Genomic DNA, 21402 nt, shown 5'->3' on the forward strand with positions numbered 1-21402 from the left:
TTTCACAGAGAAACATCAACTAGTGACAATCTAAGAAACTGTTGTTGTATTACCTCCTTTTTGACTTAGCTGGATGGCGATTGCAGCACCTTATACACGCAATAATAAGACTAGTTTTTAGTTCTATCTGTGCGGTTTTGGTCAATTTGAGCGAAATAGAGCTAGTTTCTAGATCTATTTCTGTAAGTTTCGCGCTTCAAAGGCAATTCGGCGGGATACACACAATAATAAGACTAGTTTTTAGTTCTATTTGAGCGGTTTTGGTCAGTTTGAGTGAAATAGAGCTAATTTCTAGTTCTATCTCTGTAAGTTTCGCGCTTCAAAGGCCATTCGGCGGGATACACACAATATTAAGTATAGTTTTAGTTCTATTTGTGCGGTTTTGGTCAGTTTGAGCAATATAGATCTAATTTCTTGATCTATTTCAGTATAACTCGCGCCGCAAAGCTGCTTCGGCGGGATAAGCCTCGTGGGTAAGTCGTGTTGACAAACCGTTCCCCCAGCAGCCCGATATTACCGGTTGCGCTAATCATTCCCTAGCGAGCTTATAATGCCGCGCAAAAAAAAAGAACGATTCGTTTGACCGAATCGTCCTTTCATAAATTTACTTCTTATCCACCTGAAGCAGCTTAACCGTTTTTGTAGAAAAAGTATCCTTCAGCTTTTCCTCATTAATGACGTTCAGCTTGACCAAGCTTGCAATTTTTGAGCCATCCGGCTTCGATAACATTCGCCATAGCTCCGGATCTGGCAGCGCCTCATAAAGCTTGTTGTCGTCGTATTCCTTACGCTCCTGCACAACCACTTTTACTTTATGGCTCCCAATCTCCAGCTCGCTTGCTTCCTGCTCAGCCAAGTAGCTCATAATGGTCTGCCTGAGTTCTGTCAGCTCCTGCTCTATTTCTTTTTGCTTTTGTTTTTGCTGGTAATATCTGCGTACCGTTTTGTCCAACCTTATCACGCTCCTCTCTATTACATGCTTATGCATAGAAGAAGCATTTTAGGATGAGTTAGACAACCTGCAGCACGATCAATAAATATCTTTTCTCATAAACACCGTAAATGAAACGAGCAGCGAACCGACCATCCAAGCGGCCAGCACGGCAAGCGAGAAGCCCAGCGTCATGCCCTCGATTGGAGGAGCAGATCCACTGACATAGTCCATCAAACCAAGATTGACCATGAACAAATATTTGGCCGAATCCCATGAGGATACCATGTTGCTTAGAATAGCGCCTGCGATTAAGCATGCAAGCATTGTACCCATACCGGCTGCGCTGCTTCTCATCAGAATGGACAGCATGAACGATAACGTTCCCACTACAAGCGAGATAAACCATGCAAGTCCAAACTGCTGAATGATAAACTGCCATTGTGACACGAGGCGGACGCCTGATATGTCGAGCTCGCCTCCTTGTGTGGAGAAGCCAGTCAATACGGGAGCCGACCAGCCTTGATTGCCAAACATAATGGCTGAGATGAGGTAAGACAACAAACCGAATATGAAAATAACTAAGGAAACGGACAAAATCAGCGCGATATATTTGCTGAGCAATATTTTAAACCTGCTCACCGGACGGGTGAGCAGCAGCTTAATCGTTCCCATGCTCCGCTCTGAGGAGACGATATCTACCGCAATAATCATGATGAGCAACGGGAGAAACAGCTCCGCTGAGTTTTGAACAAAACCTCTAATGAAGGTTGGCGCTCCCGGCTCGGAGGGATTCACATTATTGTTCAAATAATATTCGGATTGTTTGATTTGAATTTGAATTTGCTCTCGCCATTGTCCTGCGCTGCTCAACCGATTTTGCATATCCACAATTTGCTGCTGCAATTCGGTACGCCAATCCACGTCACCCAGCCGCTCCTTTATGGATTCTGCCTGTTTCGCCTGCGCATACGTAAACATCGAGAGAAGAACGATAATAATGATCGAGATGACGATAAAACGTCGTTTGCCGACCAGCTTCGTCATTTCATTTTGAACGAGATTAATCAATCGACTCGCCTCCTGTCAGCTCAAGAAATAGATCTTCAAGCGCGGGAAGCTTCCGATTCATCTCCAGCACACTTACCCCAGCCTCAACAAGCTTGCGATTCCACTCTCCAACTGCGTGTTCAACGTAAGCTGTCGTAACCGTATCCGTCGACTCTCCCAGGACAGCCGTAACATCGCCAAGTATCGATCGTCCCAGCGCTTGCGGCTGCAGCCGCCATACTAGACGTTCTTCGCTGGACAACAGCTGCTTAACCGAATCCACTCGAATGATCTCGCCTTTGGAAATAATCGCAACCCGGTCACACATCAATTGAATTTCATGCAGCAAATGGCTCGATACGAGCACGGTCAATCCTTCTTCCTCGGCTAGAAACCTAATAAAAGCCCGCATTTCTCTAATACCCGATGGATCAAGCCCATTCGTTGGCTCGTCCAATATGAGGACATCAGGCTTGCCAAGCAGTGCCTGAGCAATCCCAAGCCGCTGCCTCATCCCGAGTGAATAGGTGCTTACCTTATCATTCACTCGATCCTGCATGCCAACAAGCGCAACAACCTCATTGATCCGCTCCTGCGTAATTCCATTAATCATAACGGCAAAGTGACGGAGATTGTCCATTCCGCTGAGAAAAGGATACAGCTCTGGATTTTCTACAATACATCCTAAATGCCGCATCGCTTTTGTAAAATGTTTCGCAATATCCAAGCCGCATATATGGATGGTGCCGGAGGTTGGCTTAATTAAGCCGACCAGCATACGAATGGTCGTCGTTTTTCCTGCTCCGTTAGGGCCTAGAAAGCCAAATACTTCGCCGCGCTTCAGCTCAAAGCTTAAGTCCTTGATGATCGTCCGCTTGCCTATCACCTTCCGTAAACCCTGAACTGCTAATGTAATGTCGCTCATGATTGTCCTCCTGCATCAGCAATTAACGCGGCTACCCGCTCAGCCATTAAGCGATACCCTATCTCATTCGGGTGGAAATGATCCGTAAATAACAGCTTCTCTGCATTCAGCTGAAACAAATCATAGGTCGGAACCAGAACAGATCTCGAATGCTGTGCCAGAGTCTCCGCAGTTTTACTATTCCAGTTCCTAACCACAGTCGACATCAACTCACCATTTTGGAACTCGCTGAACGGATTATACAGTCCAAGCAAATAAACGGTCGCTTCTGTATTAACGGCACGAATGCTCGTCAAAATCGTTTTTAGATGATTCAAGTACGCTTCTTCTAATCCCGAAATGCTTGCCTCAGACAGATCCGTAAGCGATTGACCACCGAGAAATAAGTCGTTGCCGCCAATGGTCATCAGAATAATGTCTGCTTGTCCAATTTGCCGCTCGATTTCCTTTTGTTTCATCTGCTCCACTAGCTCTGACGAGGTAAGTCCCTTAATGCCTAAGTTAATTAAGGAAACATCAGTACCGGACTGCTTCAGTTGATCGCTGACATAACCCACATACCCTTTTCCTTCGATGTCGCCTGTACCTCTCGTTAACGAATCCCCTAATGCAATAATCTTTAATCCGCTTGATGATTCTACTGGTTGTTCCGTATCTTGCGATACAGATGATTGGCTTGCTGTTCCGAATAAATAATCCTTTATCGACCAGCCTAAGGCAAATATCCATAAGAGACTGGCTAGAAACGCAAAAGAGGTAATCATACGAACTTTTTTACTATGCATCCCCGTCACGCCTTTCTATTTCTGTAGCTGTTATATAGTTAGCTGAACCATGTCATTACTTGCTGCTGCATCTGTGCTTTGTTCTGTTCAAACTGGCTTTTTCTGTGACCATTTGCTCCTGAGGGATGCGGCATTTCGAACAAGCATCTTTCTTTATCTATCCATCCCTTGTCAGCGAAATGCTTTACTACATCGGATACCGACTTGCCAAGCGGGATGACAAGCGCATCTTTTACCGCCAGCAATTCTGGAAGAAAGATACTCTCAGCATAGTGATATAGCGTCTTTGATTTCAAAATAACAGGGCTGTGCCCAGTGTAATTTTTACCCTTTATGAACACGGGATACCTTATTGCTGAAGTTGTATGCAGTAAATCTCTAAGCTCATAAAATAATAGCTCGCTGCTCTTTATGCCAAGTACTGCTGGCAATCCAATTTGATCGAGCATGTCGATCAAATTTTTTCGCATAGAGCCTGCAAAGCTGGCAAGCTTCTTCGCGCGTTGATCAATGAGGTCAAAAGACACCCCGTTTACAAGATCCTCCCGCGCGCTTCGTATGGCTACCTCCATTTGGGTAAAGCCTGGCGTAATGCCAATAATCATCACTTTAGCAGCAATATTCACATATTCGTAAGGCACGTAATAAATCGACATGTCCTGCTCTTCATGAAGAAGCAATTGTTCTACAAACAGCTGCTCCTTGGACAAGCTGCCGGGCGGGAGCGACTCAATAAAGGATTTATATTTTTCAATTTGTGTCACCGTTAACCGCCCCTCCGCTCAATCTGTATGTTCTTACTTCAGCTCAACCATATTGTGTGCGCGCGCAGGATAGTCGGTAATAATGCCGTCAATTTCGAATTTAAGCACCTCTTTTAAATTCCGCTCGCTGTTCACTGTCCACACCCATACCTCACGRCCTTTTTTATGCGCACGCTCCACGAGCTGCTCTGTCAGCATAATCTGCTCGATGGTATAAAAATCAACATCAAGAAGCGAAAGATCACCGAGTGCAAAATATAAAATTTGCCCAATTTTAATTTCAGGGTTCAGTGACCGAATATGCTGAAGCGTAGACCGATCGAATGATTGAATATAACAGTCCTGCACCATATCGAATTGTTCAATTAATGCAACAACATGCTCAGCCAATTGTTCGCCTGAACCGTATGGCTTAAGATCAATGATCAGCTTCGACTTCCCCAGCACTTCTCCAAGCACCTCGGATAACATGGGGATTCGCACAATCTCATCGGGTTCACCGCCAGCTTTGGCAATGTTCAGCCTCGCAATTTCGTCATAATCCAGCTCGCTCACCCGCTTCGGCACACCCGCCATTCGCTGTAAATTATAGTCATGGTTCAGGACAACTACGCCATCCTTTGTCATCTGTACATCAATTTCAACAGCATCAATGCTTTGCGCCACTGAGCTGCGAATCGCTTCCAGCGAGTTTTCCGGCGCAACGAGCGTATCGCCGCGATGAGCAGACAAGAGCACGCTCCATTTTACATAAACCAATTGATCATTAGCCGCATAGCTGACAAACAGCGCAAGCGCTAAATAAGCAGCCAATATAGAGCTGTAGAGCACTCGTTTCCTCGTTCTGCCTTTTAGAAAAGTCATAAGACGCTGCTCAAGGGGGCCAACCCAGCCATTTTTGAATAAACGGAGCTGATCTCGCGGCATTACGCCTCGTGTACGTTTAAAGTGATAGAAGAGCCTTGTCAAAAAGATAATATTAATCGGCACGAGCAGCAAAGTGAACATATAAGTTAGCACCGTTGTTAGCGTTAATGAATAATGATTGGACACCGCTTTTAGCACATTGATGTCCAGCCACGCTGGCAAATATGCAACAGATGAGATGACGACAAAACCAAGCGCGAATACGAACACATTTAGCAAAAACAGATTAACAAAGATCGATAACCGCTTTCCCTTCGTCAATAAGAGACTGCTTCTAATTGCTACTCGAATGGATTTGTCTTCGATCATAATGAAATGCAAAACAAAAATCCATCTCAATATGGTGTACACGCCCGCCAAAAGCAACAAGCCGTATAAAGAAAGCATCATCATAGACGAGCTCAAGACGCGGCTGTTAAAAAATATCGGGACGTTAAATTGTGCAAAAAGGGAAGTTGACAGCGGCGATTCAATAAACGGCACAAGAAACAATAGGAAAAACAACAGCTGAATCAAGCCGAATCCAAATAGTTTAGGCGTCTGTCTCAGCGTCGTCAGCACGGCATCTGAGATCAATACCTGTTTGCCAAAATAATGCTGCTGAGAAATCGTAATAACTACGCCAAACTCGATAAAAAGCACAAGTACAGCTACTAAACAGATCGCAATTAACCCAGCAACGCCCGTGTAGCTCAGACCAATTTTATATACATCGCCATTCAATACAGAGCCCGATCCAAGTACACGAAGCATACGGTTAAAAATAAAAGAAATAATCGGAATGATGACAAAGCTCGTTAGGAGCATAAATAAATATTCAAACAACAAATGTTGCTTATAAGTTTCACGAAAGTCACGGATACTTCTACCAAGCCGCTTGAGCATGAACATTCATCCTATTCATTGTATGGTAATCAATAAAGCAAGAAATGGAATTGCTAAGCAACTTCATTTCCTTATTATAGCTATTTACCTACCCCCGCGTCGAATCGGAAAAATACAATAAAAAATCCGTTCTCTTCAAGTGAAGAAAACGGATGCTCATTTTTATAAAAGCTAACATCTGCCAGCCTATTGTTTCTTAATCGAATTATTTTTCAAAATATCGTTTTTCTTTTGAACCAGCTTAGCTGTGTATAAGGTATTGTTTTCAATAATGTAGGCAGGCGCTCCTGTTCCCGCGTACAAAGTAGTGATGCCGATTGCCGCCAAATTGGTTTTAATCGTATTTCCTCTAATCACTGCTTTAAGAACATCATGCGGATCATTTCGTTTCCAATAATCGTTAATACGCACAATCTCCGTCTTATCGGAGGTTAGCTTTTCCGCTGTAATCGTATTATTCTCCAGCAGCAGGTTTTTCGCCGATTGTACACTAATAGCTTGAGAGTTGCCTAATAGCTCGAACGTCGAATTTTTGATCGTCAAATCAAGCTTCGGATGTTCAGCAATCACTAATGTGCTAAGCGCTGGCGGTGATTGAAAGGAACAGCCATCGAACACATATTTGCCGGCTTGTGAAATCGCAATCGATCCAAATTTGCCCGTTCCCGCGGCTCCGATAAATTCGCAGTTGTTGTAAGTGGCAGGAGGCAGCGTTAACCCGGAATCGGTATTAAAGCCGGTTACCTTTAAGTTATCGATGATCGAGCCCTCGGTTATTCCGCCCGTTACGACCCTAAGCTTGCCCTCGCCGTTAATCGTTATGTTTTTCAATCGAATCGGTTTTCCCCAAAGCGATAGACCAGAATCACTCTTTTTGTTGTTATTCATAACGATGTTCGATGCACTCACTCCAAAAGCATCCTTCGCACTAATTAAAAACATAGAGTCCGTAAAGGTCATGCCGTCTATTTTGATATTAGGACCCGTAAACGACGTATAGGAATCATTCATTTTGTTATCGATAAATGTGGCATCATGAGCCGCTGCAATGCGAGAGCCGTCAAAGTGATTGCCTTTAATCATGGCCCCTTTAAATGGATCGGAGATGGCTAGCCCAATTGCACCTTTTGATGCCAAATGATTGTCTTCTACGATTGCGTCTTTTCCATCATATAGAATGACATCGTACGAAGCATTATCGTGAAATTTATTGCTTTTGATCGTAATATTGCTGTTGCGGTGTCCGTTCTCGCCAAAACCGCCCTCCACATCTATTCCCGACTGCGGCATCGTCCCTTTGATATGATGAAGAACGTTGTTCTCAATAAGTACTTGGTCAGCACCGCCGACCGTAATCCCTTGCCTACGGTTATAAGCAAATTCAGAATTTTTCACAACCACGTTTTTCGTTACACTTTTGTTCCAAAATTCCACATAGGCGCCTTTTTTGGTCGCTTGCTCGAATACAAGATGGAACTGCGTCGCTCCTTCCGGTATGTCGATGAGCTCGCGCACCTTTACATTTGCCAGCTTCTTAATAAAAGCTCCGTTCGCTTTATAGAAGAAGATATCAAATTTATTTGGCAGTTTAATCGCATTCGACAGTTCAAATTGTTTTTCTGTTTTAAAAATCGTATTCGTAAAATTAAGCGGCTGCTTCGTTCGAAGCTTTTTGGCATTCGCGACATTTTTTCCTTTATCATCGAATGCGCCTAATACAAAATGGTCTTCATACAAATCCTTTGCCATCGTGCCGTAACCGCCTAGTATGAGACCATCGCCTGTAAAATTAATCGATTTCACGCCGTCAATGGTAATATCATAAGCTCCTTGCGTAAAAATGCCATAACCCGCTTCATGTGTGCCTGAGCTGTGCTTATTGTCTTTTTTAGAATAGTTATGTGTTTCCCTGTCACCTGCATAGGTCCCGCCTCTCAGCGTGACGTTATGAACGCCATAACCCAAATACATGAGTTGATACGACTCTTTATCATTTGTTTCCTTCTGGAGCACCGCATCCATCGGGAGATCAAACACCATATTGCTGACCATATTAATCCGGTTAGCTTTATCGATTAAATAGGTACCCGGCGGCAGTGACGTCGTCGTTTTCCCATTTTTAACCGCCCATTGCAGTGCATTGTTAATGCCCTTTGTTGTCTCAATAGGATGTGTACCATCGTTATAAATGCCAAACTTAGATAGTTCAATTAGATAATAGTCTTTAGAATCCGGCGCTTCTGCCGAAGCCTGATTAGGTATTAGCAATAGCTGTAATCCAAGCATTAGTGACATGACTAGCTTTAATATATTCACTTTAAGCCTCCTATTTGCGGTTCAAATCATCTGATTGCAAGAAATAAGTGCTCCTCCTTTCAACCTCTTAAATATACCACTACCAATATTCTTTATAAAGAACAAAATCCTGAATTTGGTTCGTTTAGTGAAAAAAGGGGCTTCCTTCCTATGTATGAAGATGCAAAAAAAGAAGCGAAACAAAAGAGCAGCTTGCTCTTTCATTTCGCTTCTTGTGAATTTAGGCTGCCGGCAATTCCAGCAGTTTATCGGCTACTACGGCTGCCATTTCTCTCGTAACGACCGCTTTCGGATTAAAGCTGCCGTTCGAGCCCTGCATCAAGCCGTTTACATATACGGCATTGACGTATGCTTTTGCACTTTCATGAATGCTGCTCTCGTCTTTGAAAGGAAGTGAATCTGTGCTGCCCTTAAGCTTGAAAGCTTTGGCAATCATGATCGCCATTTCTTGTCTTGTTACCGCTTGGTTCGGTTTGAACGAGTCTATTGTAATCCCTTGAATGATGCCCAGTTCCTTGGCACGCATAATGGCTCCGTAATACCATGCGCCAGGCTGAACATCCTTGAACACTTTGGCTGCTTCATTAGCAGGGGCTTCCTCCAATAGATTGATGAGCAAGGTTGCGAACTCAGCTCTTGTCATCTGCTTCTTCGGATCAAAGCGAAGCTCCGAACCGCTTACCCCTACCATAACTTTGGCTTCGAACACGCTATAAACGGCCTCATAGGCCCATACGGAAATGAGGTTATTGTCTACAAATTGCGGCTTGCTGTCCGTCAATTCTGTATCCGCCGAAATGTTGAACAGCGCCGGCTTTTGCTTGCTATAGCGGTCGTACGCGGCTAACGCCATCAACGCTTGCTCCGTTGCCATCTCATTTGATGGCTGACCAAGTGCATGTGCAAAGCTGCCATCCGCAAGCTGGAATCTTAATAAGCTCGTTAGGAGATTCCCGTTCTTTTTCATAAAACTGGATTCCATTGGACTAACTCCTACAGCTGACAAAGCAATAATAGCTTGAGCTACGCTCTCACTGTTGTCATCACCAAACGCGTTAAAGCCGCCATTTACTTGCTGCTCAGAAGACAGCCATTTTACAGCTTTATCGATTGCACTTTTCACTTTTGCTTGCTCTTGGTAAGGAGCGAGTGCGCTAATCGCCATGGCGGTTATATCTAAATTATCCTCGGATTTCTCCGATAGCGGGAATGCTCCACTCGTATTTTGCTGGCTGAGCAGCCAGTCTATTAACTTCGTACGTGTCCATATGGCACTTGCTGGCACCTCATAATTGCCGCTATCCAAAGTAATCAATGCAAAAATCACGCCATTTRTGCCTTGATTCGTCATTCTCGAATGATTGTAGATGCTTTGAATGAGATTGTAGCCAGCGAAGGAGGCTGCATCTTCACCTGCCGCTCTAATCGCAATAGCCATTCGTTCAAGGTCGGTTACTTTGCGGAATTCACCTTTGTTCTCTTTTAAATAAGAAGTCAGCCCGCTTAAATAGCTTGCTGGCACCGCATGACCAGAACGATATAAGGCAATCGCTTCCCAATCGCTAATGGTGCCGCTGCTTAAGATTTGTTTCGCAGCTGATGTCATTTCATTCTCTACCGCCATCGTTTCTGCCGCTGCCGCGCGCTGCATAGGCAGCAGAGCCGTACTGACGCAAGAAAGCATTAATGCGTATATAATCATCAATAATAACGATTTAAGTGATACGGATTTTTTGTTCATCCTGAATCCACACTCTCCTTTCAAGAAAATAGCTGTCCCGCAGCTATTGCAATAGCCTACGAGACAGCTTAGTAAATTATGATTTCAATTCATGAAGTCGGATGATCGTAACAGCTGCCATCTCACGTGTAACAAGAGCTTGTGGATTAAACTTGCCGTTATCTCCTGTCATCAGACCTTTTTGGTAAGCTACATTTACATAAGGAACAGCCCACGCTGCAACAGCGTCACGGTCCTTAATTGCTGCTTGTGGTGCATTCTCATCAGCTAGACCTTTAAGTCTAACTAAAACGGCAGCCATTTCTTGTCTTGTAATCGGTTGGTTCGGTGCAAAAGAAGTTTCAGTTACACCTGACATCAATCCTTTTTCTTTGGCTGCTTTAACATAACCATAATACCATGCCCCACTGTTAACATCCTTAAAGCCGGAATCCTCCATAATAGGGTCTGCTCCGGAATACTTAACCATTAGCGCTGCAAATTCAGCACGTGTCAAATTACGTTTAGGCTCGAATGTTGCATTGCTCGTGCTTGTGCCTTGCATGAAGCCTAGTGCCGTTGCTTTGTTTACTGCTTCCAAAGCCCAGCTTGCAATTTTTGATTCATCTGAGTATTTCGTTGCATTAGGCTGCTCTGGCTTATCGCCACCGCCTACTCCGCCTATTCCACCTGATTCACCTGGCTCTGTTGGAGCGCCAAGATCTTTACCTAAATCCTTCGTATACTGCCAGCGCAACACGTCTCCATTTTTCAAAGTATAGGAACCCGCACTAATTTTAGGGAAAACGCCGTTAACGGAGTACATCCAGCCGCTTTCCTTGCCTTTATCGAATTCAGCAAGACCGCCTATCGATTTCACATAAGTGCTTGAGCCTGATCCGGAATAATCAATAGTTATACTTTTATCTTCAAGTGCACGTTTCAGTGCAGTAAAAGCAGTATCGCCATCTTGTATAGTTACCGTAATTGGTGCAACGAAATCCCCTTCGTTTATCGAACGTTTCTCAACGGACAGTGTAACCTTCTGAACAATTGGAGCAGTACCGCCATCGCCACCGCCAGGATTGTTTACAGCAGCAGTTTTGTAAGCAAGAAATTGTGTAAAATGTTTCGTTTGAATAACTAAGTCGTTATTTTTTTTGTAAGCATAAACCTCATCCGTACGAACGGATGAATCTGCATATTTCTTAATTGGCGTGAATACACCTGCTTGATCAATGAAACCAGCTTCCTTGTCGCCTTGACCCTTCAGCGTGATGGATACATGCTGATTAAATTGAATTTTTGCAGAACCGCCAACTTGAATGCGAACGGCTATGGATTCCACTTTCTTGCTGTCAGCTGATAAAACGGCCTCCAGCTTGGAAGCCAGACCACTTTCATCGATGCTTAGATTTTTTGGGAGTGCTAGTGCTTTATCCCATGTCGTTGTTGTCACCACTGTAGCAGCTGGAATTTCAAGTACTGTAGTACCGCGTGTCGCTGTTACTTTTGGCAATGCTGTTGTTTCAAACGTAAGTGTTACATTGTTTGTTACTTGACCACCGCTTGCTGCGCCAACTACAACCTCTTTCTCGTTTTTGTTGATGGCAAAGCTTTGATCCGTTGTATCCCCAACAACACGTGGTACGGCAATTGAGATTAGATCTTCACTATCTTGTCCGCCAACAAAAGCAGCCCCAAGCGCTTTAATCGTAATCGCGCCGCCAGTTGCAGTTCCAGTTAACGAAATCGTTATTTTATTTCCATCTCGCGTAAAGGTATTAACTTGAAGGCCTGTATTTCCTGGATCAATTGACCAGTTTTTAATGTCCGTTGCTTGATTAGTGAACTCATCGCCTACAAGTTTTACTTCAATCGATGGATCTACAGCACCATTGGCAATCTTCGAACCCGAAGAAATAGCCGGCCATCTGCTGTAATAGAAACGAACCTCATCGTTTTCTTTAAGCTCGTATTCACCTGCGCCAACCATTGGAGCAATGCCATTCACTTCATACATCCAGCCATCATAACCGCCAAATGTACCCGCTGCTTCTCCGTTTATGGCAGAAACATACTGTCCGTAGCTGCTGTCTTCAATTTTATAGCTGATTTTAGGATCTGCTTGATTGAGTGCTTGTTTTAGCACATCTAATGCAGTGACTGGCTTAACCGTGTTTTTCACCGTTACCGCTTGTTTGCTATAAATCGAACCGGAACGGCCATCTACCTGCAGCTTAGCGGTTACAGGAACCCGCAGCGTAATTGTAGTGCTGTCTTCTTTACCAACTAAAGCTGCTCCCAATGCTTGGATGGTCACTGCTTTTTCTGTAGCTTTGCCTGACAAATGAAGTTTAATCTTTTGATCGCTTTCTTTCACGATCGACTCAATCGTCAGTCCCGATACGTCAGAGTTAATTTTCCAATTGCTCTTAACTAGCGCGTTGCTGTTGAACTCATCTCCAACAAGCTTTACATCAACTGATGGATTAGTTGCGCCATTTACAAGCGTTGTTCCAGTTGTAATATCTGCATAACGGCTATAGAAGAAACGAACCTCGTCGTTAGCTTTAAGCTTGTAAGAACCTGCGCCTACGTTCGGAGCTATGCCGTTGACTGAATACACCCAGCCATCCCAGCCGCYAAAGGTGCCCGCATTTTGTCCTGCAACCCCTTTAATATAAGGGCCATAACTGCTGTCTACAATAATGTAGGAAATTGCTGGTGAGGCATTATCCAAAGCGGTCTTAAACGCATCCAACACTGTCGGCCTTTTAATTTGAGTGAAGTTTACCGGTTGCTTGCCATAAACAGAACCCGTAACGCCATCAACACTCATATTGACAGAAATAGGTTGTTTAATTTCCTCTAAACGATGCCATACCGTTTTCTGATATTTAATATCAAGCAGGGCAATAAGCGCCTGCTCAGTCGCCATTCCATTAGATCCGCCGCTAAGAAGGTATTTAAATGATCCATCCTGAAGCTGGAACAAAGAGAAAGAATCAAGTACCGTTTTACCGTTCGCTGTCCAGACATCAGACAAAATATCCTCGCCAATAGCCGTTATTCCGGTCACTACAGTGGATAGACTATTCGAGTTATTGTCGCTAAACATAATATGTTCTTGGTTTAGCTTTATCGTTTGTAAATAACTTTTCACTCTTTCAATTGCCGCATGAACAGCGCTGTCATCCTGATAATTTCCAAGTGCAAGCAGTCCCATCCCTGACATATCTGGATCAGACTTCGTTCCGAAGTAAGCAAAGCCTCCATCAGCCAGTTGCTTGCTTAATAAAAAATCTACTGCTTTTTTCTTAGCAGCTGCATCCCATTTTCCAACGTTGCTGCCCAGCTTTTCGCCAGTATCAAGTGCAAGCATTGCCCACATATGTTTGTTTGTTGAACCAATGGCTCCCGTAGCAGCATCTTGCTGCGATGCCAGCTCGGCATACAGATTGCGATCTGTTTCCCACGCATGAGCAGGATCTTCGCCCATAGCAAGCAATCCGAATATGTAACGGATATGCTCAGTTCCTCCATTATCCGGTTTTAGTACCGGATTTGTAGGCTCCTGTGTCTCCCAGCTTGGCAGTTGCCAGTTGCCGTCGTTTAAATTTACGCCCGCGCCCCAAAGCGCTACGATTTCCACCCACGATGTCAACGGCTTTTTCTTGTTTTTATAATACTCTACCGTCTTATCAATCATCTCATTCAATGACGTATTCGCAGAATGATCTGCCGCTTTACCTACTTGTGGTGCAAATAAAGTAAACACCAATACAAAACTTAAAATTGCAGGCAAACTCTTTTTCATAAATCTCTTAAAATTAAGCAATGTTTTCTCTCCCTTTAATCATTTTTGGCAACAAAAAAACATCTTTCCGTTTGTGGAAAGATGTTTGGATAAACACGTGCGCATGGAAGCATAGGAATCCACCTATTGCAAAAGCACGAATAAACATCTCCCTCCCATCCTCGTGAGAAATATAGAGCGCTCCTATGGCAGGTCTCCTGGCTTCGCTTCATTGCTTAGACGATCTCCTTCCCGTCATGATATGACAGTGGACAACATGATCGTCTGCTCCGCGATACAGTGGCGGGACCGCGTCGGATTTTGACCGAACTTCCCTATTAAGCTGCTTGTGAATGATAGATTCACGGCAGCACCATATTAGCTATTCTATGAAATTGTAAGTGCTTGTTTTGTGAATTGTATCAAATTTGAAAGGATTAGACAAAGGTTCTGACCGTTTTTTTTCAACTTGTACGATTCCCTATTCGATTTCATGCGCCTATGACTAGTATTTCATCATAAATATACTTCAGCTCCAAATTACTCAATTTTGAATCTCTTAATCGAGCGCTGAAGCTCCTCCGAAAGCTCATTTACAGATGAAGCAAGCTGCTGCGTTTCAGCTGCGAGCTGATTTTGCCGCTCAGTGTCCGCTGCCGATTGCGCAGCATGAGTGGAAGTATCCTTGGCTACCTGCGCCATCGATTCAACGGAAGCGCTCACTTCCTCGCTGCCTGCTGCCATCTCCTCCGTTGAAGCAGATACGTCTTCAATTTGTGAGGCAACAAGGCGGGATTCCTTCCATATCGTATCAAATGATACCTTCAGCTCCTGAACGATGAGTAATCCTTGTTCCATTTCTTGCTCTCCTGCAGTGACCGCGCCAACAGCATCGGCAGTCAAGGCTAGCACCTCATTAATCGTTTCTTCGATATGGCCCGCATGAGCCGAAGCCTGTTCAGCCAGCTTTCTCACTTCACTTGATACAACTGCAAATCCACGGCCATACTCCCCTGCATGCGCCGCTTCTATAGCAGCGTTTAGAGCGAGCAAATTCGTCTGATTTGCAATAGCAGCAATCGTGCCTGCCATCTCTTGGATTTCGGAAGAGCGCTCATTAAGCTGCCCGATCACTCGTGATATCGAAGCCGTTGCCGCGCCAAGCCGTTCCATTTGACCAACTGCTTGATCCGATTTTTCATGGCCCAGCTCCGCTGCTTGCAGCATATCGTTCGACGCTTCCGACATTTGGCTCGAGGAGTGAGCAATCCTTCCTACGCTCGTCGCCATTTCCTCCATTGAGCGAGCTGCCTCAACTGCCCCGTCCGCTTGATTTTCCGCGCCAATTGCCATCTCATTCACAGAGGAAGCAAGCTGCGAGGAGAGCTCTCGGCTTTGCTGCGAGCCTACACCCAATCGGCCTGCAAAATCCGATACGGATGCGGCATTGTTCCGAATCGTCCGCATTAAACTTTGCATATGGGCAATGAAATGATTGATTTCTTCACCAAGGCGAGCAATTTCATCATTTCCTTTATTTTCTATGCGATAGGTAAGATCCGCTTCGCTAGAATTAAGATTAATTGCTGCATGAACAATATTGCGAAGCTTACGTCCTACCATAAATTGTGATAGAAGAAACAAAATAACCAATACAACAGCCATCAGGCCGCCAAACTGCATGACAACCATCGTTCTTTCTGAAGCGATGAGCGCATCTGCCTTTTCTTTTGACAATGCAACACGTACCCCGCCCCAATGTTTGCCTTCAATAATTAAAGGATAGGAAATATCCCACGTTTCTACCGTTTTCCCGTCTATGAGTCTATTATATTTTTGCAGGAGCACATCATCCGTCTTCGTATTCGTAGCGGCATTGTAGCCTGTTTTATCGTTAAAAATCCGATTGGCCCGATAGTTTTGACTAAGAAGTCCCTCGTCGCCCCAAGCATCTTTTGATTCTTCTCCCATCGGGCTGTAAATGCTATTATGTGTTGGGATATAGCCCGCAAAATTCGGATTTTCTGAATAAGCGCCTGCAATAGCAAAAATAACATTTTCCTCCGTCAGAAAACTATCCATAATGCCTTGCCAGCGGTAATCCGTATAACGGTCATAGGCACTATCATATTTCAGTTCATATTGAGATAGCGGAATGGACTCTCCATTGTACAAAATCGATTCTTTTCCCGCATAGGATGAGTCCTTTAGTCTTTTTTCTGCCACTTTCTCACTTTCAGGATTTACAGTCAATGTATCGTTGAAAAAATCCTCTTTAAGCTTGTTTCCGTCCCATTTCGTTCCATCATCTAGCACAACACCTGTTTTAAAATCCTGCTCCGTAACATTCTCAAGTGTGCGAGCTAGCGATAAAACCATCGTGCGACCCTTTTCCAGAAGCTGCTGCTCAACAGCTATACGAGTGGATTTCCATTCATACATGAGAATCACACTAACGATTATGACTAATGCGGCGGCCATGACTAGCATAAATTTATTCGTCAACGAGCGTAATCCCATCTTCATTTTTGATAACCCCCATTGTTAATTTATCTATATTAAGCCAGTTTAACTAAATTGTTATGTAAATTAAACCAATTAGATTGAAACTTCTTAAATAATACATATTTATATTGAAATTATTAATTATTTTATATGACTAAGTTAATGAATTACTAAGCTTAGGCTATCCACATACCTTATTAATACAAAAAAATCACCCTATTGCCGCAAACTAAGCGACATAGGGTGATTTCGAGATTAGCCTACTAAAGGTAGACTCCGATTATTTCAACGATTCACGAACCTCTAGCGTACGTTTATTCCATTTTTCCGTTTCTGGGATCAGTTTATTAATATCTGCTCCATCAAAAATAATTTCATTCAAAATATTGTTCCAGTTGTATTCAGACCAAGCAGGAATGGTTACGCCCGGCTGAATTTTTGCATTTTCTTTTGCAATTTTTACAGCTTCCTTGTTTTTGCCTTCCCACATTGGCGTTTCATCATAATAAGCTGTCAATTCAGGATCGATGACCGAAGCATTTGCCCCTTGGTCAATCTTCCATTTTTGGGCTTCTTTGGAGAATTGGAAGCTAATCCATAGGAAAGCTTCTTCTTTATGCTTGGAACCGCTGAGCAGTGAAAGCGGACCATAAATACTATAACCTGGTTGGCTTACTTTTCCTCTTGGGAAAGGCAAAACATCCCATTCAAATTTTGCATCCTTTTTGAGGCCTGGAAGTACCCAGTCTCCGCCGATAGCAAAGCCCGTTTTACCGTTAATAAATTCTCTTGATACATCGCCTTGTTCCTTAGCCTTCGCATTGCTCTGCATGGAGCCGTCTTTCCACACAAAATCTGAAAGCCATCTAACATCGTTCATTACATCTGGCGTATTGAGCAAGCTTTGTGTCAAATCTTCATTTAGGTAATGAATGTTTGCAGCATGTCCGTCAGCAATTGCTTTTGTGCTAAGAACGCGCATTTGAAATTCCGGCTGTGTTGTTAAGCCATATTCCCCTGCTTCTGGATCGGTAATTTTTTTGGCTATATCGCGGAAATCATCGTAAGTCCAATCATTTGCTGGCATTTCAACACCATGCTTAGCAAGCAAATCTTTATTGACGAGTATCCACATCGGAACGTCAACGAATGGCACAGCCAATTTTTTGTCTTTATACGTCATCGTATCAAAAAATCCTTGAGGCAGCTGAACATCTTGGAATGTCATATCCTTCTCGATATAAGGAGTCAAATCCTCAACCAAGCCAGCTTGGTCAAATGAGATCAAATCACTGTCGATCCAAGTTAAATCGGCTGGTGTTCCTGCAGCTTCCAAAGTAGCGATAATCTCCATAATTGGTTTGCCGTTTACAGGAATCTGTTCAATTGTAATCCATGGATATTTTTCGTTAAACATTTTGTATAATTCCGTGTAGGAATCGGACCATGAAATGAGTTTAATCGTAACAGGCTCATGCTTCTCTTCTGTAGCCGGTTTGGCTGCATCATCCGTAGGTGCATCTGTCGCTGTATTATTAGAAGGAGTGTTAGTCGTTTTATTCTTTTCTCCATTGCCGGAGCAAGCTGAGAGAACGACTGAAAATAACAAGACCATACACAACATCCATGTCAAAGCGCTTTTGTTTTTCATTTTTTGGCCTCCTAAAAGTTTTGTGAAGCAAAACTAGCTTCGTAAGCATAAGCTTTAAGTTTTGTAGAGCAAAACTGGCTTCGTAAGCTTAAGCTTTAAGTTTTGTGAAGCAAAACTAGCTTCGTAAGCATAAGCTTTAAGTTTTGTAGAGCAAAACTGGCTTCATAAGCATTGGCTTATTTCCGTAAGCCTTCCCCTCGTTTTTTGCGGTTTAGCATTCTTTATAACGTTGAAACCGTTCCAGCAGCTGTTTGCCGAAACATCACCCCCCCAAAGAGCTGCTGCACCTTAGCGCAGACAGCGGACTATTCAACAATTCCCGTTCTTTCAATACCGCTAACGAACCAGCGCTGAAGGAACATAAACACGATGATCGGCGGTAAAATGATAAGGAAGGCTGCGGCCATTTTGGTGCTCTCCGTAATCGGATTAACGATGGTTCGCGTATTTCCGAGCAAGGACGGATTCAGCACATCCTCCAGCATATCTAGGCGGATCGACAGCGGCGTGAAGCCTTTGGTAAGAAACATCGATGGCTCATAATACATGTTCCAGTACCAAATAAATGAGAAGAGAAACACGACTAAGCACGCTGACCTTGCCAGAGGCAGCATAATTCCGAAAAACAGCCTTGCTGTAGAAGCTCCGTCCAGCTTCGCTGCTTCCTCCAAGCTTGGCGGCTGCGCTTTGAAAAACTGCCGGAATATGAGAATAAATAATGCTCCCTTAAGGCCTTGCCCGAATATAGCCGGTATGAGAAACACAAAAATCGAATTCAACAAGCCGAGCTTGCTGAATATAACGTAAAGCGGAATGATGATAACCTGCGGCGGAATCAAGAAGGTCAATATGATCAGCGCCGTAAAAAGTCCCTTGAATGGCAGCTCCAGCCTAGCAAGCGCATAGCCGGTCATCGCACAAATAATGACCTGTACGAGCGAGCATGTCACCGATATAAGGGCAGTGTTTCTGAGCGCTTCCGGATATTGCAAACCTTTCAGCGCTTTCGTCACATTTTCCCAAGTAATCTCGCGCGGAATCCACTTTACCGTCGGATCAAGAAGATCACTCATGTTCTTAAACATCGTGCTGACCATATAAAGAATCGGCTGTAAATAAAGGTAAGCGACAATCGAGAGCAGCAAATAGATGATGAGCTTCGCCAGCAATCCGTCAGACAAGCTTCGTCCGAGCACCAGCATTTTCGTTTTCTGGGCTTTGCGGCCCCATAGAACTCCCCTTACGCTGCGGCTAACCTTCTCGAACTCAGACTTCATCGCAGTAATCATGAATGTACCCTCCTTGTCTTGAGGCTCCGGTTAAACAGCCATAATACGAGGGCGATCAGCGCGAAGATGAGCCCAAAATAAATCCAAGCGAGCGCACTGGCGTAGCCGTAACCGGTATCGACCTTAAACATGTTGTCTTTAATATGCTTCAGCACAGGATTAAGCGGGAATGTGAACAGGTCGATAATCGTGTAGAGCACATTCAAGCTGATGAATGGCACACAGGCTGGCAGCGTAATTTTCCAGAAGCTGTCCCAAGGGGAGGCGCCATCGATCCGCACAGCCTCATAAATCGTTGGTGAAATCGTCTGGAAACCGGCAATAAAGATTAGAATCTGCACACCCGAATACCATAAAATTAGAATCGCTTTGCCCAACACTGCCATTACGGTCTCTGCAAATTGCTTGCCAACATATTCCTCAACTATCGGAAGCAAATTGTACTGCTCCAGGAATGGAATATCTCCCGCTCCTTGCAAGAACAGCTCTGAGAGCACTTGCCCTGTTGCAAAAATAACTGGAAGAAAAAACAGCGCACGGAAAATAAATCGTCCAGGGAATTTCTGATTCAGCATTAATGAGATCAGCAGGGCAAAAATAACGATGATCGGAACCATTAGCAGCATTTCTTGGAAATAAGTGATAAGTTCAATTGGGAAAATGTTATCCTTCAAAAAAGCATCCCGAAAATTGCGCAATCCGACCCATTCATATTTAAATCCTCCGACCGCTACTTGCACCTTGTTAAAGGACATAAATAACGACCAGCTAATCGGGATAATGACGAACATCGCAAACCCGATAATCCATGGCAGCATGAACAGCAGTCCCATTCCGTAGCGCTTCCAGAGATGAAGGCGCGCAGCACGGACTCTAGCTTTTGCTTGCATTAGGCGCCCACTCCCTTCTCTACGACGAACGTCTTGCTGTTGTAATCGACGATTACCCGTGTGCCGTCCTCATAAACGGTAGCAAACCGATTTTCAGACAGCTTTTCGTGATTTTTAATTGTTTGGGAATACAAACCTGCTAGGGAATCGAAAGCCTCGTATTCCTTTAAAATGCGATCTGTCCACTTTTCATATTGACTGCTGAATAAGAAACTCGCAGCCGTATACTTGAGCTTCCGTGAATCCTCATGTGTGAGGAAGAAAGAAGGAACGGCTCCGTATTCAATCGCTTTTAAAAACTCAGTTTCTACATCATTACGAAGATTGCCATCTCCAAACGAATACGATACATAACCATGAAGCGCGATGGGATAAAAAGGAACCGTCTCGTCGACCATGAAATCGTAGCTGGATTCATGCGGCAAATTAGCAATAAAATCACTTTGGCCAACTGCGTAGTCATTCCCGCGATATACGCCAGCCGTGCCAAGCGTCTTCTGCGTGTATTCGAGCAAGCCATCGTATACAGCAATCGTGTCCGAACGAGTTTCTATGCCTGATTGATCATAGTCATGGAATACCATTTCACCCATCCAGTTGTACAAAATGCCGGATATGCCGATCTCCTTCAGCTTCTCAATCGTTTGATAGGCCATGGCAACGGTGCGTGACGGCTTGCTGATAAACCATCCCTCATCAACAAATACCGTTTCATCAATGCCGCGAATACCGTTCGTTTTGCCAGATAAATCGGAATTGTCCGAATCGATCCAGACAAAATCATCCTCGAACATGACGTCAATGCCATGCTTTGTCATATTGGAGACAAAAGCCTTGGCAGCCGTCTCGCCGCCTAGCGACTCCTCAATTGGAAAACGGTCATAAAGATCGTAATCGCCTTGATTTTGCCAGCCGTAATAAATGACCTTCAGATTGGCGACACCCTTCTCCAGCAGCCCATTTAC

Annotated in this window: 14 protein-coding genes and 1 riboswitch; all 14 genes read right to left on the reverse strand. The window is 44.1% G+C overall.

Going from position 1 to position 21402, the window contains the following annotated elements:
* Positions 1-604 precede the first annotated feature (604 nt).
* Entirely contained in the window at positions 605-952 is a 348-nt protein-coding gene (locus AB4Z17_RS07295; protein ID WP_441958989.1) for a hypothetical protein, read from the reverse strand.
* Between the two features lie 78 nt (positions 953-1030).
* A complete protein-coding gene (locus tag AB4Z17_RS07300; RefSeq protein ID WP_076269462.1) occupies positions 1031-2002 on the reverse strand; it encodes an ABC transporter permease in 972 nt (323 codons plus the stop codon).
* Complete coding sequence (locus AB4Z17_RS07305; protein WP_441911272.1) at positions 1995-2906, reverse strand: ABC transporter ATP-binding protein; 912 nt, start codon at positions 2904-2906, stop codon at positions 1995-1997. Before AB4Z17_RS07305 ends, AB4Z17_RS07300 begins: the two co-directional genes overlap by 8 nt.
* On the reverse strand, positions 2903-3691 hold the full coding sequence (locus tag AB4Z17_RS07310) for an SGNH/GDSL hydrolase family protein (RefSeq protein ID WP_441958991.1): 789 nt from the start codon (positions 3689-3691) through the stop codon (positions 2903-2905). Before AB4Z17_RS07310 ends, AB4Z17_RS07305 begins: the two co-directional genes overlap by 4 nt.
* Before the next feature lie 38 nt (positions 3692-3729).
* Entirely contained in the window at positions 3730-4455 is a 726-nt protein-coding gene (locus tag AB4Z17_RS07315; RefSeq protein WP_441958992.1) for a uracil-DNA glycosylase family protein, read from the reverse strand.
* Between the two features lie 33 nt (positions 4456-4488).
* A complete protein-coding gene (locus AB4Z17_RS07320) occupies positions 4489-6267 on the reverse strand; it encodes a glycerophosphoryl diester phosphodiesterase membrane domain-containing protein (protein ID WP_441958993.1) in 1779 nt (592 codons plus the stop codon).
* 186 nt (positions 6268-6453) lie between these two features.
* Positions 6454-8583 carry a right-handed parallel beta-helix repeat-containing protein gene (locus AB4Z17_RS07325; RefSeq protein WP_441958995.1) on the reverse strand — a complete coding sequence of 710 codons (2130 nt, stop codon included), beginning with the start codon at positions 8581-8583 and terminating at the stop codon, positions 6454-6456.
* 220 nt (positions 8584-8803) lie between these two features.
* Entirely contained in the window at positions 8804-10324 is a 1521-nt protein-coding gene (locus tag AB4Z17_RS07330) for an S-layer homology domain-containing protein (protein ID WP_441958997.1), read from the reverse strand.
* A 76-nt stretch (positions 10325-10400) separates the two neighbouring features.
* A complete protein-coding gene (locus AB4Z17_RS07335; protein WP_441958999.1) occupies positions 10401-14123 on the reverse strand; it encodes a DUF4430 domain-containing protein in 3723 nt (1240 codons plus the stop codon).
* A 170-nt stretch (positions 14124-14293) separates the two neighbouring features.
* A riboswitch (cobalamin riboswitch) is annotated at positions 14294-14495 on the reverse strand.
* 147 nt (positions 14496-14642) lie between these two features.
* On the reverse strand, positions 14643-16628 hold the full coding sequence (locus tag AB4Z17_RS07340) for a methyl-accepting chemotaxis protein (protein WP_441959001.1): 1986 nt from the start codon (positions 16626-16628) through the stop codon (positions 14643-14645).
* A 259-nt stretch (positions 16629-16887) separates the two neighbouring features.
* Complete coding sequence (locus AB4Z17_RS07345) at positions 16888-18258, reverse strand: ABC transporter substrate-binding protein (RefSeq protein ID WP_441959003.1); 1371 nt, start codon at positions 18256-18258, stop codon at positions 16888-16890.
* Between the two features lie 305 nt (positions 18259-18563).
* Positions 18564-19547: a carbohydrate ABC transporter permease gene (locus AB4Z17_RS07350; protein WP_076269452.1), complete on the reverse strand. Its 984-nt coding sequence runs from the start codon at positions 19545-19547 to the stop codon at positions 18564-18566.
* Entirely contained in the window at positions 19544-20437 is an 894-nt protein-coding gene (locus tag AB4Z17_RS07355) for a carbohydrate ABC transporter permease (RefSeq protein WP_076269451.1), read from the reverse strand. The genes AB4Z17_RS07350 and AB4Z17_RS07355 overlap by 4 nt, the downstream gene beginning before the upstream one ends.
* Positions 20437-21402 (reverse strand): DUF5696 domain-containing protein (locus tag AB4Z17_RS07360; protein ID WP_441959005.1); only part of this gene is annotated, 966 nt, incomplete at its 5' end. The genes AB4Z17_RS07360 and AB4Z17_RS07355, both read right to left, overlap by 1 nt.

Origin of the sequence: Paenibacillus sp. TAF43_2 (genome assembly GCF_052113545.1) — a bacterium.
Classification (GTDB): domain Bacteria; phylum Bacillota; class Bacilli; order Paenibacillales; family Paenibacillaceae; genus Pristimantibacillus.

What these genes read in the sequence shown, in the direction of transcription:
- AB4Z17_RS07350 (WP_076269452.1), bottom strand. Translation starts at nt 19,547, where the DNA reads ATGATTACTGCGATGAAGTCTGAGTTCGAGAAGGTTAGCCGCAGCGTA.
- AB4Z17_RS07345 (WP_441959003.1), bottom strand. Translation starts at nt 18,258, where the DNA reads ATGAAAAACAAAAGCGCTTTGACATGGATGTTGTGTATGGTCTTGTTA.
- AB4Z17_RS07340 (WP_441959001.1), bottom strand. Translation starts at nt 16,628, where the DNA reads ATGAAGATGGGATTACGCTCGTTGACGAATAAATTTATGCTAGTCATG.
- AB4Z17_RS07355 (WP_076269451.1), bottom strand. Translation starts at nt 20,437, where the DNA reads ATGCAAGCAAAAGCTAGAGTCCGTGCTGCGCGCCTTCATCTCTGGAAG.
- AB4Z17_RS07305 (WP_441911272.1), bottom strand. Translation starts at nt 2,906, where the DNA reads ATGAGCGACATTACATTAGCAGTTCAGGGTTTACGGAAGGTGATAGGC.
- AB4Z17_RS07310 (WP_441958991.1), bottom strand. Translation starts at nt 3,691, where the DNA reads ATGCATAGTAAAAAAGTTCGTATGATTACCTCTTTTGCGTTTCTAGCC.